This is a genomic window from Clostridium sp. LIBA-8841, assembly GCF_034439435.1.
In the GTDB taxonomy this organism is placed as follows: domain Bacteria; phylum Bacillota; class Clostridia; order Clostridiales; family Clostridiaceae; genus Sarcina.
Genome location: NZ_JAPCKJ010000004.1, coordinates 157,325 through 169,773, shown reverse-complemented (window position 1 = coordinate 169,773; position 12,449 = coordinate 157,325). Strand labels below are relative to the sequence as shown.

Sequence of the window (12,449 nt, the reverse complement as noted above, 5' to 3'; positions counted from 1 at the left end):
AAAAAATAAATAAAAAGAATTAACTGTTAAAAAATACAATATAGAATATTAAATAAATAAAAAATGAAAATTATTATGAAATTTTTACTACTTGAGCAATGTCGAATTTAGCATAAAATCGATTCTTTAAAGAAAAAATTAATGATGCTATAATTACATTAATTAACTCAAAAGAATTAATATGGAAAAGTAAGGGGAGTAATAATGGAAGAAAAAACATTGGATATTCAAGAAGTTCTATATGCCTTAAAAAAAAGATATAAACTTATGATAATCATTATATTATTACCAGTTTTATTTTCAGTGTATAAAGCTTCTCAAATGAAACCAAGTTATGAATCTAGAGTGAAATTCTTTGTTGGTAAAGAGGGAATAAAAGGCACTTATTCGCCTAGCGAGCTTGAAGCATATAAAAGTATGATTGGAGCTTATGTAGAAATTTTTAATAATGAAGATGTTGTAGCAAAACTTTTAAAGAAAGCTAATGTAAATTTGCCTGCTAACTATGTTAGAGCTGGATTATCTTTTATTCCTGGTGGTGGTTCAATACCAACATTAGAAATAAGTTATAGGTCTTACAATAAAGATGAGGTTGATCAGATTATTAAAGTTATGACCGATGGATTTGAAAGTACAGTTGGGGAGTATATAGAAAATTCTAATATTGATATATTAGATTCTCCAAAATCAAGGATAATTGTTCCGAATAAGAAAAAAGTTATCTTAGTTGGAGTTATAGCTGGATTAATATTGGCTTTAGGTGTAGTTTTTGTTTTAGATTATTTAGATAATTCTATAAAGAATAAAAAAGAGCTAGAAAAGACTTTACCTATTCCGGTAATAGGAGAAATACCAATACATGATTAGAGAGAAGGGAGGGGTTAGGTGTTTTTAGTAGATAAAGACCCAAAGTCAATAGCAGCAGAAAGCTATAGGGTATTAAGAACAAGTTTAGAGTATTCATCTATAGATAAACAATTGAAGAGTATTGTTATAACTAGTTCTGAGCCAGGTGAAGGAAAATCAACGGTTGCTGGGAACTTAGCTTCAATAATAGTACAAAATAACAAAAAAGTAATAATGATTGATTGTGATTTAAGAAAACCAACAATTCATAAAAAGCTTGGGATATCAAATGCTATAGGCTTAACAGAATATATTGTTGGAAAAAATGAATTAAACAATGTAATACAAGTATTAGATGAGAATTTTAGTGTTATAACATCGGGAAAGATTCCACCAAATCCTTCTGAAATCTTGGCTTCAAAGGCAATGGAAAATCTTTTAAAGGCATTAAGTGTATGCTATGATTATGTAATTTTAGATACACCACCTTTAAGAGCTGTTACTGATGCTCAGATTTTGGCTGGTAAATGTGATGGAACAATAATGGTTGTAAGAGCCGAGGCAACATCAAAAGACTCAATAATGAAAGCGTATAAAGAGCTTGAAAAAGTTAGAGCAAATGTTTTAGGGGCAGTCTTAAATGGGATAAAGGGAAATAATAAAAGTTATTATTATTACACTGAAAAAAACAAAGAGAAAAACAATAAGAAAAAAGTAAAGGTTAGGGCTTGATAGATTTTAATATTATTTATTTTGGAGGGGGAAAATGGGTAAAGAGGGTAAAGTTAAAGCTCTTCTTTTGATGTCATTAGATATTCTAACAATAGTAATCTCTTATATATTAGCATTTATCGTAAGATTTAATTTTGATTTTAGCATTGAGCAAAAAAAAGGACTAATATTATTTTTACCAGTAATAGTGATGATATATATATTTATGCTATCTATATTTAAAATGTATAAGAGTATATGGACTATTATGGGACTTGATGAAGTAGCCTTTGGAGTAATAGCCTGTTCACTTGCTACGAGTATTATATTACTTACTATTACAATAATACCAAAGAAAGTAGATCATATTATTGTTCTTCTAGCAGGGGTATTTATAATGATTTTTACGATAGGGATACGAGTATCATTTAGAATTTACAGAAGAATGCTTGTTCATGGAAAAGTTTTACTTAAATACAATAATAAGGATAATATGGAGAGGGTTTTAATAATAGGAGCAGGTTCTTGTGGACAACTTATAATAGAAGAAATTAGAAAGCAAAATCCTATTAAACAAAAGGTCATTGGAGTTATAGATGATAATCCAAATAAGATAGGAACATATTTAAGGGGAATTAAAATACTTGGTAATAGAAATAAAATTAAAGATATTGTAAGGGAGAAAGATATTGATTTAATTTTAATAGCCATGCCTTCAGTTAGTGGAGAAAAGAAGAAGGACATTATAGAAATATGCCAAAGCACAAAAAGAAAAGTAAAAATAATTCCAGGAATGTATGAACTTATAGGCGGAAAAATAAGTTTAAGTAGAATGAGAGATGTGGATTTAAGGGATTTATTAGGAAGAGAAGAAGTAAAGTTGGATAAGGTTGGAATAAAAGATTATATAGAAAATAAAGTTGTTATGGTAACTGGTGGAGGAGGATCTATTGGATCAGAGCTATGTCGTCAGATAGCTAGGTTTTCTCCTAAATTACTTTTAATTTTAGATATTTATGAAAATAATGCTTATGAGCTTCAGAATGAGATAAAAAGAAATTTTCCAGAACTTAAAAAGAAAGTATTAATAGCTTCAGTAAGAGAAGAAAAGAGACTTGATAATATCTTTAATGAATATATGCCACAGGTAATTTTCCATGCGGCTGCTCATAAACATGTTCCTCTTATGGAGAGTAGTCCAGAAGAAGCTATTAAAAATAATGTAGTTGGAACATTAAATGTTGCTGAATGTGCTCATAGATATGGAGCAGAGAGGTTTGTATTAATTTCAACTGATAAGGCTGTTAATCCAACGAATGTCATGGGGGCATCAAAGAGAATTTGTGAAATGATAATACAAGCTATAAATAAAGAATCCAACACAGAGTTTGTAGCTGTAAGATTCGGAAACGTTCTTGGGAGTAATGGATCAGTAATTCCATTATTTAAAAAGCAAATAGCAGAAGGGGGACCAGTAACTCTTACTCATGAAAAAATAACAAGGTATTTTATGCTTATTCCAGAGGCAGCACAGCTTGTTCTTCAAGCTGGAGCCTATGCAAAAGGGGGAGAAATATTTGTATTGGATATGGGCAATCCTGTACGAATATATGATTTAGCAAAAGATTTAATAAAACTTTCTGGATTTGAACCAGATATTGATATAAAAATAGAAATAAAAGGACTTAGACCAGGTGAAAAATTGTATGAAGAACTTCTTATGGACGAAGAAGGGCTAAGAAAAACAAGTCATGAAAAAATATTTATTGCAAGACCTGGTGAGTATGATTTAGAAAGATTAAAGCTTGGAATAAATGCTTTAAAAGAGATAGCTGATCTTGGGGATGTGGAGACATTAAAAACTGCACTTCAATTTATTGTGAAGACATATACAAGATTAGATGATGTAGATTCTGAAAATAATAAAATTTTTAATGAGGTTGCATCAACCAAGCCAAGTGAATTTATACTATCTTAAATATTAAATTTCAACTAGGATATATGCTTATAATTTGAGTATATATCCTAGCTGAAAGGTGATTAGTTTAAGTTGGTAATTTTTTAGATTAAATATATAGTTATGGTAGTAAAAATAGTAATTTTAAATGGTGGTTATTTAGAATAATGTAGGGGGACTTATTTTGGAAAAAAAGAGAATATTTTTAGCTTCACCTCATATGGGAGGATTAGAAGAACAGTTTGTTAAAGAGGCTTTTCAAAGTAATTGGATAGCACCTCTTGGACCAAATGTAAATGCTTTTGAAAAAGAGATGGCAGAATATGTAGGGGTAAAAGGGGCTTCAGCTATGGTATCTGGAACAGCTGCTCTTCATATGGCATTAAAATGTATTGGAATAAATGAGGGGGATAAGGTTTTTTGCTCAAGTTTAACCTTTGCAGCAAGCTGTAATCCTATAATTTATGAAAAGGGCAAACCTGTATTTATAGATTCAGAACCAAATGGATATAATATGTCTCCAAGAGCTTTAGAAAAAGCTTTTAGAAGCTGTGAGGAAGATGGACAACTTCCTAAAGCTGTAATTGTGGTAAATCTATATGGACAAAGCGCTGATTTAGATAAGATTAAAAAAATATGTGATTTTTATAATGTACCAATAATAGAAGATGCGGCAGAATCTTTAGGAGCAACTTATAAAGGTAAGATGAGTGGAACCATAGGGGAATATGGTATATATTCATTTAACGGCAATAAGATAATTACGACTTCTGGTGGGGGTATGCTTGTTTCAAATAATGAAGAAATGATAGAAAAAACAAGATTCTGGTCAACTCAATCTAGAGAAGCTGAAAGACACTACGAACATAGGGAACTTGGCTATAATTATAGGATGAGTAATGTGGTTGCAGGAATAGGAAGAGGACAGTTAAGAGTATTAGAAAAGAGAATAGAAAACAAGAAATATATTTTTGAAAGTTATAAAGAGGCTTTTAAGGATATAGATTATATAGAGATGGCGCCAATATGTGAGTATGGAGAGCCTAATTATTGGCTTAGTATAATGACTTTAAAAGAAGAATCAAAAATTAAACCTATAGACATAATAAAAGCTCTTGAAAGAGAAAATATAGAATCAAGACCGATTTGGAAACCTATGCATCTTCAGCCATTCTATAAAAAGTTTGAATTCTTTAGTCATAATGAAGAAGGAATTAGCGTTGGAGAGGATATTTTTAATAGAGGACTTTGTCTTCCAAGTGATACAAAAATGACAGATGAAGATATAAAAGAGGTAATAAGAATTATAAGAGAATTATTTTTATAATAATTTTAATATGAAAGTTAAAAGGGGCGTAATTAATGAACAATTCTCAAGTTCAAATAATCAAATTATTAAATCTAGCTATACATGGAGAGAAGCTTAAGGATTTTAAAGAAATTTCAAAATGGGATGAAATAATTGAGGAAGCTAAGGCTCATGAAATAAGTGCATTAATTTATTCAGCTATATATGGGATTAAATCATTAGATGGATTAAGCAAAGAGAGACTTGATTATTGGAAAAAAACTACTTTCTTTACTGGAATAGGACAAATATCACATTATAATCAAGTTGGAAAATTGTTTGAAAAATTTAACGAGGAAAATATAGATGTAATAGTTCTTAAGGGATTAGTTGTGAGAGAGCTATATCCAAAGTCAGAATTTAGAACTATGGGAGATGCTGATATTTTAGTACATGAAGAGGATTTAGAAAGAGTAACAACTCTTCTTCAGGGACTGGGATATAAACTAGAAGAATGCGAGGATGAACATGGGGCACATTTAGTTTTTAGCCATGAAAAATATAGACATGTTGAAGTTCACTGGACTTTAGTAAATGATGATTATTTCTTAGGAACAAAAGAATTTGAGAAAAGTATATGGGCAAACTCTATGAAGATTAATATTGGAGAGGCAGAAGTTTTATCTTTAGGATGGGAAGATCTAGCCCTTCATCTATGCTTGCATATGGCGGTGCATATAGTATGGGGAGGATTTGGACTTAGACAGTTATGCGATTTAGTACTTCTTGTAGAGCAAAAAGGTAATGAGATAAATTGGGAAAGCTTTATGATTAAAGGAATAGAATGTGGAGCTGAAAAATTTATCTTAGCTATATTTAAATGTTGTGAAAAGCTATTTAATATGGAAATTCCCAGTGAGGTCGAAAATAGTGGAAGTGTTGATGAAAACTTAATAGATGATTTAATACAAAATATTTTTAATAGTGGAGTTTTTGGAAAAAAGGACGTTATAGGAACTTTAGGGGCTGATTTTGCTTATAGTAAAGATGAAAAAGAGAAAAAAAGAAGTATTAGTGAAAAATATTTAGAATTAGTATTTCCTAAGGTAGAAAATATGTCAGAAAAATATCAATATGCTCAAAATAACAAAATATTAACTCCTATAGCTTGGGCACATCATTTAGGAGCTGGTGTGTTTAATAAAGACTATTCCCTAAAAAGTAAAATAAGATTTTTAACAAAATCAGTTAGTGTTTCAAAAAAGAAAAGGGAACTTTTGGAGGAGCTTAATTTAACTAAAAAATAGATATGGGGGACATTATGAGTTTATGCAAGGGGCAAATTAAAATTGGAAAAAGGAAAGTAAAAAAAAGAACTATGCGGTTCTTTTTTGAAAGATATCTAAAAAAAAATTATAAATATACAACTTCAGAATTTAATAATAAATATAAATTTGAAGTTTTAGATCCTGTTAAAATTGATAATCTAGATTTCCTTATTGATATAGATTTTTATGGGATTAATCCTAAAGAAATAGAATTAAGAAGTATAGATAATATAAATAAGGATGAAATTAAGTTTTACGAAGAATGGGTGAAAAGAAACTTAGGGGTTGAACTAGAGAGCTTAGAATGGCAAAAACGCTCCTTTAGATGGGGAACAATAAGAGCAAAACTTACAAAGTTACATAAGGATGATCATGGATGTGTTACGGTAAAGCTTAAATATAAATAATTTTAGGCTTTTAAAAAATATATCAATTATTCTAAAAATATATTATTGAGGATTAAGTATGAAAAAATATTATTATAGGGTTTATGGTTTAAATGTGAAATCAGATATAGAGATTTCAGAGCTTTCACCAACAGAAGAGGTAGAGGAAAATAAAATAGATATTAAAATCATAAAGGGAATAATCCCAAAGGAAGTTATTGACGGAATACCAAGTTATTCTTGGTTTAAATATGATGTCAATAAAATGGTTTTTACTGTTAAGAACGTTGGAAGTTTTTACGTATATGATGGAGAAAACATAATCGTACAGCCTTCAGAAAATACAGATAAACAAATGGTAAAAACATTTATATTGGGAACATCTTTTGGAATGATTTTATCACAAAGAAATAAGGTTGCAATTCATGGTGGATCTATATTAATAGGAGAAAAGGCAATAATTTTAACTGGTCAAAGTGGAGCTGGAAAATCAACATTAACAAATGCCTTTAGGCATTATGAATATCCTTTTATAGCGGATGATGTGTCTTCAACTAGGGAGTTTCAAGATGAAATATTCGTTGAGCCAGCTTATCCTCAACAAAAAATATGTAGAGATGCCATGGAGAAGATGGGATATAATATTGAAGATTTTAAGTTGATAGATGAAGGTAGAGAAAAATATGTAATACCTGCTCATAAAAGTTTTATAAAAGAAAAAAGAAAGTTAGAAGCTATATTTGAAATTGAACCTTATGAGGGAGAAGAAGTTAAAATAGAGGAAGTTTTAGGTGGGGATAAGATGAAAGCAATCTTAAGAAATATATATAGAATAGAACTTATAGCACCTCATGGAATTCCACCAGTTTATTTTAAAAAAGTTATAAATATAGCAAAAAAAGTTTTAGTCTATAGAATAAAAAGACCTAGAGATCAGTTTTCTGTAGATAAACAAATTAAGCTTATAGAAAGCGAATTAAAGTTAAAGTGCAATTGTTAAATTTATTTATATAAAGGTAGGGGATTATGATGAATAATAAATTGTTAAATTTAGATACAGTAGTTTCTCAAAAAGAGGATGTAGATGTAACTGAGTTAAATGGAGAAAAGGTCATGATGGACTTAGATAAGGGTAAATACTTTATGTTAAATGAAACAGGAAGTGTTATATGGGATTCAATTAATGAACCTAAAGCTATTTCAAAAATAATAGAGTCAATAATAAAAGAATACGATATAGATAGGGAAACTTGTGAAAGCAAAGTTTTAGAGTATTTGGAGAAGCTAAATCATGAAGAGCTTGTCTTTATTAAATAGAAAGATTAAAACTTTTTTTAAAATAGATTTTGAAAGTAAAGTTATGTTTTGTAAGGCATTTATACTTTGTGGATTTTACAGGTTTATTATACTAAACATAAACTTTGGTAAAGTAAAAAGGCTACTTGGTGAAAAAGGTAAGGAAAGTAATTTCAAAAGTGACATAGAGCATTATAAAATTGCAAAAAAAGTAGGATTTATTGTTAGACTTGCAAGTTCACATACTCCATGGGAAAGTAAATGCTTAGTACAAGCTATGACAGCACAAAAGCTTTTAAAGGATAAAGGGGTAGAAACAACTTTATATTTAGGAGTAGCTAGGGATGGTAGTAATATGTTAGCTCATTCTTGGCTTAGATGTGGTGAATTGTTTGTAACAGGTGGAAATGGAGATTTAAATTATATAAGAGTTAACTGCTTTGCAAAATAAATTAAGTTAACCAATATTTTATTATTTTAATTATAAGATTATTAATTTGAAATCAAGTTAATATAAAAATTTTCGCTATATAACTAGTCATTAAAGAAGTTTCAAATTCAATTGATGACTGTTAAATATAAATATTAATAAACGTTAGGAGTAGAAATTTATGAAAAAATGGGAAAATCCAGAATTAATGATTTTAGGAGTTGAAAACACAAAGGAAGAAGATTTAATTCCATTAGCACCACCAGATCAGAATTGTGACTGTATAAACTACGGCAATGGAAACCCAGGTGCAGGAAATGGTAATAGTGGACATACACATGGTACACAACCACAGTTTTGCCCTTGTTGCGCAAATAATCCAAGTTTAAGCTAATAAAAAGAGTTAATGATTTTTAGTTTAATCGCAAGAGTATTAATTTAAAATCTATTTGCTATATAAATAGTTATTAAAGAAGTTTTAACTTAAAAGTTTTAAATTTAATTGATGACTATTAAATATAAATATTAATAAATGTTAGGGGAGAATTTATGAAAAAGTGGGAAAATCCAGAATTAATGATTTTAGGAGTTGAAAACACTAAAGAAGATATGCTTGATATTGAAGCAAAGAAGTGGTGTCCAATATGTAAAGAACACTATGCACCTGGACATGGAGAGCATCATTGTCCAGTTAACCCTTTACCAGATGAAGGTGAAGGTGGACCAATTCCAACTTTTAGCTAATACTTAATAAAAAGAGCCAATGATTTTTTAGTCATTGGCTTTTTTATTTATATTTTTATTTCATTTAATTTTTCTAAATTTTTTTTAAAAGAATTCTTTTATAAGTAAGGAACTTGTTGTAAATATAAGGTCAAAGTTAAAGCACATGTATAATTTTATGTGAAGAAAATAAGTGAGAAACTGCATCAGATTTATATTATTTAAAGTTTAAAAAAGATTAACAAAAAAATATTTGTTGAAAAAAGTTATATAGATATTTATATACAATGAGAGAAAAGCTTGTTAAATAGAGGATTATAAAGCTAAAGGCATGAGGATAATAAATTTAAAAAGGAAAAGTAGTATTAAGTAGAATTAATTTTTTTGAAATAATTTTACTAAAACTGTATAAATACTAAATTAATTATTAAAAAACAAGTGAATATTAAAAAAAGATTTATTTTTAGTATTTGACAATAAAGTAAAATATTGTAAAATAGTTTTTAAAGAGTAATTCTTTAAAATCATATAACTTTAGGAAATTATTATGAATAATAAATTCTTAAGTTTGGATTCAATTAATAAGCTTAAACCTATTTCATAAGTAATAAATATAATGATCAATAAATATCATATAGATAGAGAAAATTGTGAAAGTGAAAAAAGATATATAAATTTTCTTTGCTATATAACTAGTCATTAAAGAAGTTTTAACTAAAGGTTTCAAATTTAATTGATGACTATTAAATATAAATATTAATAAATTTTAGGGGTGAAGTTTATGAAAAGATGGGAAAATCCAGAACTAATGATTTTAGGCGTTGAAAACACAAAAACAGATACTTTTGGAAGCGGAGATGGCAATGGTAATGATGGTGGAAGACCAGCTTGGTGTTACTGCGAAGATTTTCAGTTTAATCCTATTGATGCAGGAAATAAGGGACATGATCATGGAGCATGGATAGACAAAGGCTGTCCTTGCTGCCAGGGTATTAAGCCTAACGCTAGTTAAGAAATATAAAAAATGACTGATTAATTCAAGTATGAATTAATCAGTTGTTTTTTTATATAAATAATCTAATAGAAATATTTCGTAAAATTAAGAATTTTAAAGAATTATCTAAAAATCAACATTACTTAAAATATAGGAATTAGTTAATATTTTCAATAAGAGTTATCTTTTCTAGATTTTCTTTGTTTATCTCATTTATAAAACCATCTTTAAGTTCTAAAATTCTATTACATATACCCAAAGCTAATGGTCTATGAGTTATTATTATGCAGAGCGGCTTATGAGGAAGATTTTTAACTTCCTTAATAACTTTAAGTTCTGTTTCAGGATCTAAGGCTGATGTTGCTTCATCCAGAATTAAGATCGGCTTATCTCTTAAAAATGCTCTGGCTATGGCTATTCTCTGAGCTTGTCCTCCAGATATTCCAAGACCATTTTCTCCAATAACTGTATTAAAGCCTTCAGTTAATTCTTCTATAAAATCAAAAGCACAGGCTTTTTTAGTTGCTTTAATTATTTCATCCAAAGTTGCATTAGGTTTACCATGTCTTAGATTTTCTTCTATGGTTCCTGAAAAAAGAGTATCTCCCTGAGGAACATAGGATATAAGTTCTCTATGAATAGGTGCTAATTCATTCCTATAATAAAATTCCTTTGATTTATTTTCATCTTCTTCCTTCAAAGAATCTATAGCTATTAAAGAATCAGCATATTCACTTGAACTTAAAGAAACATTTCCATCATTAATATTAAGTAGTGAAAGAAGAATTTTAATTAATGTTGTTTTACCTTGTCCAGATGGTCCAATTAATCCTATTATTTCACCAGCTTCTATAGAGAGATTTAAATCTTTTAAAATTGGTTTGTTTTCATCATAGGAGAAGGAAACATCCTTAAAATTAATATTTAAATCATTAGTTATATATTCTTTTGAGTAATTAGAGTTAATTGAATTTATATCCATAGAGTCCTCAAAATTCTTCCTATTAGTTTTTAATTTTTTAGGTGTACATAAAGCATCTAAACCATCTTCCAAATCTTTATGATTCTCCAGAGACAAGGATTCAATTTCCATAAGTCTTTCAGTGGCAGCTATGGAGCCAACTAAACTAGGAAATGTACCAGCTAATGCTGAAAAAGGACCTTGAATTTTATTATAGAGTTGAAGCATTGCCATAAGAGTTCCATAAGTTCCTATTCCTTTTGAAAGATTTAATGCTCCCCAACAAAAGATTGTGAAATATGCTATAGAAGAGCAGATACTTAAAGTCATTCCAGACTTTATCCCTATTTTAGTATTTTTCATACTAAGGTGAAATCTTTTCTTTTGGATTTCGCTTAACTTATCTAAATTGACTTTTTCTAGACAAAAAGTTTTTACGATTATTAAATTTTTTATGCTTTCTTGAATAAAAGTCTTATATTTAACATCTTCCTCTTGAATTTCTTTGTAGATTTTTTTTAGTTTTCTTGCAAATAACCTACTTATTAACAATAAGAACGGACCTATAAAAACGGCTACCATTGCTACCGCAGGAGCTAAGTAGATTAAAGTTGTAAGCGATGCAAGAAGGGTTACTGATAATGATATTATGGCAGGAATTGTTTGCATAACGGTTCCTGTAATAGTACCAACATCGCTAGTCAATCTACTTAAAAGACTCATACTATGATGTTTAGAAGATTCTTGCCAGTTACTATAAGTTATATGGGCATAAATCTTTTTTTGAAGGGTTTGAGACATCTTAGTTGAGGTATAAGTTTTTATTAAAGTGGTTATTGGTGAACTTAATATATTAAGGAGCATTATAGAAGCCATTATTGTTAGCCATTTTATAACATCAGGAGTATTTCCAGAAATAGCACTATCAATTAGATTCTTTGAAACTAAGGCATTATAAACTCCTATTAAAGAAAATGTTGAGCTTATTATTACTATCAAAATTAGAGAGGGGAGTATTAATTTTGACTGGAGATATATCCATTTCATCTTTTTAAATAATTCTTTTAATTCTTTCAATATAAAAACACCTCTCAAAACTTAAAATTTATAAAAATCATACTAATAATAGTAGCATAATGTTTTTTATAAATAAGAAACTTGATGTAAATTTAAGGTAAAAATTAAAATTTATGAATAATTTTTTTTAGGAGAGCATAAAGTTTTAAAGTTGAAATATATTCATGGTATTTTAAAGTTTGAAAAAAATTAACAAAAAATATTTGTTGAAAAAAGTCATATAGATATTTCACGGATAATATAAGAAAAGCTTGTTAGATAAAGGGTTATAAGCAAATGAAATTAATAGGAAATTAACTTTAAAAAGAAAAATCAGTATTAAATAGAGATGATTTTTTTTACAAATTTATTATAACTATATGGAAATTAAATTAATCATAAAAAAATAAATAAATAGAAAAAAATGTGAATTTTTTAAGACTTTAACAGAAAAATAAAATGGTGTAACATGA

At 28.4% G+C, this 12,449-nt stretch carries 13 protein-coding genes; 12 read left to right on the top strand and 1 reads right to left on the bottom strand.

The genetic code is table 11. The features are described 5' to 3' along the window. Positions 1 to 204 precede the first annotated feature (204 nt). The 12 genes from OIF33_RS11820 (at position 205) to OIF33_RS11765 (ending at position 9,977) form a co-directional block, all read left to right on the top strand. The gene (locus OIF33_RS11820; RefSeq protein ID WP_322504462.1) at positions 205 to 867 is read left to right on the top strand and encodes a YveK family protein; all 663 of its coding nucleotides are present in this window, start codon (positions 205 to 207) and stop codon (positions 865 to 867) included. Between the two features lie 18 nt (positions 868 to 885). Further along, complete coding sequence (locus OIF33_RS11815; RefSeq protein WP_322504461.1) at positions 886 to 1,578, top strand: CpsD/CapB family tyrosine-protein kinase; 693 nt, start codon at positions 886 to 888, stop codon at positions 1,576 to 1,578. 34 nt (positions 1,579 to 1,612) lie between these two features. Further along, complete coding sequence (locus OIF33_RS11810; protein WP_322504460.1) at positions 1,613 to 3,535, top strand: nucleoside-diphosphate sugar epimerase/dehydratase; 1,923 nt, start codon at positions 1,613 to 1,615, stop codon at positions 3,533 to 3,535. 163 nt (positions 3,536 to 3,698) lie between these two features. Further along, on the top strand, positions 3,699 to 4,841 hold the full coding sequence (locus OIF33_RS11805; RefSeq protein ID WP_322504459.1) for a DegT/DnrJ/EryC1/StrS family aminotransferase: 1,143 nt from the start codon (positions 3,699 to 3,701) through the stop codon (positions 4,839 to 4,841). A 35-nt stretch (positions 4,842 to 4,876) separates the two neighbouring features. Further along, on the top strand, positions 4,877 to 6,109 hold the full coding sequence (locus OIF33_RS11800) for a nucleotidyltransferase family protein (RefSeq protein ID WP_322504458.1): 1,233 nt from the start codon (positions 4,877 to 4,879) through the stop codon (positions 6,107 to 6,109). Positions 6,110 to 6,123: 14 nt separating this feature from the next. Further along, positions 6,124 to 6,537 (top strand): hypothetical protein, encoded by a 414-nt coding sequence (locus OIF33_RS11795; RefSeq protein ID WP_322504457.1) that lies wholly within the window; start codon positions 6,124 to 6,126, stop codon positions 6,535 to 6,537. A 58-nt stretch (positions 6,538 to 6,595) separates the two neighbouring features. Beyond that, positions 6,596 to 7,516: a hypothetical protein gene (locus OIF33_RS11790; protein WP_322504456.1), complete on the top strand. Its 921-nt coding sequence runs from the start codon at positions 6,596 to 6,598 to the stop codon at positions 7,514 to 7,516. A 29-nt stretch (positions 7,517 to 7,545) separates the two neighbouring features. Continuing rightward, on the top strand, positions 7,546 to 7,833 hold the full coding sequence (locus tag OIF33_RS11785; RefSeq protein WP_322504455.1) for a lasso peptide biosynthesis PqqD family chaperone: 288 nt from the start codon (positions 7,546 to 7,548) through the stop codon (positions 7,831 to 7,833). Beyond that, on the top strand, positions 7,808 to 8,263 hold the full coding sequence (locus tag OIF33_RS11780; RefSeq protein WP_322504454.1) for a lasso peptide biosynthesis B2 protein: 456 nt from the start codon (positions 7,808 to 7,810) through the stop codon (positions 8,261 to 8,263). Before OIF33_RS11785 ends, OIF33_RS11780 begins: the two co-directional genes overlap by 26 nt. 160 nt (positions 8,264 to 8,423) lie before the next feature. After that, entirely contained in the window at positions 8,424 to 8,636 is a 213-nt protein-coding gene (locus OIF33_RS11775; RefSeq protein WP_322504453.1) for a hypothetical protein, read from the top strand. Positions 8,637 to 8,791: 155 nt separating this feature from the next. Beyond that, positions 8,792 to 8,986: a hypothetical protein gene (locus OIF33_RS11770; protein WP_322504452.1), complete on the top strand. Its 195-nt coding sequence runs from the start codon at positions 8,792 to 8,794 to the stop codon at positions 8,984 to 8,986. Positions 8,987 to 9,746: 760 nt separating this feature from the next. Next, positions 9,747 to 9,977, top strand: a complete 231-nt coding sequence (locus OIF33_RS11765; protein WP_322504451.1) for a hypothetical protein — start codon at positions 9,747 to 9,749, stop codon at positions 9,975 to 9,977. 139 nt (positions 9,978 to 10,116) lie between these two features. On the opposite strand, the gene OIF33_RS11760 is transcribed toward OIF33_RS11765, so the two are convergent. Next, a complete protein-coding gene (locus tag OIF33_RS11760) occupies positions 10,117 to 11,997 on the bottom strand; it encodes an ABC transporter ATP-binding protein (RefSeq protein ID WP_322504450.1) in 1,881 nt (626 codons plus the stop codon). Positions 11,998 to 12,449: the final 452 nt, after the last annotated feature.

What these genes read in the sequence shown, in the direction of transcription:
- OIF33_RS11820 (WP_322504462.1), top strand. Translation starts at nt 205, where the DNA reads ATGGAAGAAAAAACATTGGATATTCAAGAAGTTCTATATGCCTTAAAA.
- OIF33_RS11810 (WP_322504460.1), top strand. Translation starts at nt 1,613, where the DNA reads ATGGGTAAAGAGGGTAAAGTTAAAGCTCTTCTTTTGATGTCATTAGAT.
- OIF33_RS11800 (WP_322504458.1), top strand. Translation starts at nt 4,877, where the DNA reads ATGAACAATTCTCAAGTTCAAATAATCAAATTATTAAATCTAGCTATA.
- OIF33_RS11795 (WP_322504457.1), top strand. Translation starts at nt 6,124, where the DNA reads ATGAGTTTATGCAAGGGGCAAATTAAAATTGGAAAAAGGAAAGTAAAA.
- OIF33_RS11790 (WP_322504456.1), top strand. Translation starts at nt 6,596, where the DNA reads ATGAAAAAATATTATTATAGGGTTTATGGTTTAAATGTGAAATCAGAT.
- OIF33_RS11785 (WP_322504455.1), top strand. Translation starts at nt 7,546, where the DNA reads ATGAATAATAAATTGTTAAATTTAGATACAGTAGTTTCTCAAAAAGAG.
- OIF33_RS11780 (WP_322504454.1), top strand. Translation starts at nt 7,808, where the DNA reads ATGAAGAGCTTGTCTTTATTAAATAGAAAGATTAAAACTTTTTTTAAA.
- OIF33_RS11775 (WP_322504453.1), top strand. Translation starts at nt 8,424, where the DNA reads ATGAAAAAATGGGAAAATCCAGAATTAATGATTTTAGGAGTTGAAAAC.
- OIF33_RS11770 (WP_322504452.1), top strand. Translation starts at nt 8,792, where the DNA reads ATGAAAAAGTGGGAAAATCCAGAATTAATGATTTTAGGAGTTGAAAAC.
- OIF33_RS11765 (WP_322504451.1), top strand. Translation starts at nt 9,747, where the DNA reads ATGAAAAGATGGGAAAATCCAGAACTAATGATTTTAGGCGTTGAAAAC.